The organism is Lactobacillus sp. UMNPBX1 (assembly GCF_002554085.1).
GTDB lineage: Bacteria > Bacillota > Bacilli > Lactobacillales > Lactobacillaceae > Lactobacillus > Lactobacillus crispatus.
Genome location: NZ_PCZI01000061.1, coordinates 1 through 433, shown reverse-complemented (window position 1 = coordinate 433; position 433 = coordinate 1). Strand labels below are relative to the sequence as shown.

The 433-nt window shown below is 35.1% G+C and carries 1 protein-coding gene; it reads right to left on the bottom strand.

Features of this window, described 5'->3' with window-relative positions; all coding sequences use genetic code 11:
• On the bottom strand, positions 1-355 hold a 355-nt coding region (locus CP352_RS10775; protein ID WP_158227699.1), incomplete at its 3' end, for a DEAD/DEAH box helicase family protein.
• Positions 356-433: the final 78 nt, after the last annotated feature.

The window sequence follows — 433 nt, the reverse complement described above, 5'->3', positions numbered from 1 at the left end:
GGTTATCAATGGTTTTATCAACAACAGCGGTTGTATTAGTTGTAAACAAAAAACATTGATAATTCCAAATGTTAAACATGTACAGAATGATTGCAGCCATGATATCAGTTTTACCAGATCCAGTGGCCATGTAAAACATTAACTGATTACGCTGGTCAGCGTCTTTCATATTAAGTACTGCATCAAGGTGATGAATAGCATCCATTTGATAATCACGCAGCTCATGTTTTAGATTGTTAGAGATGAAAAGTGGATTATCGTCTAAGGATGATTTAAGCGAAAAAAGACTTGTACTGTTAAGAGCATTCAGTAATGGAAGGACAATTTTTTCAGGTGTTTTTTTCTTACGAGTCATTATTCTGACTCCTTCCCATTGTAAAAGCTCTTGTTGAATTGATAGTCACTATCTGAGATTAAGTCACGGACGTTAGCA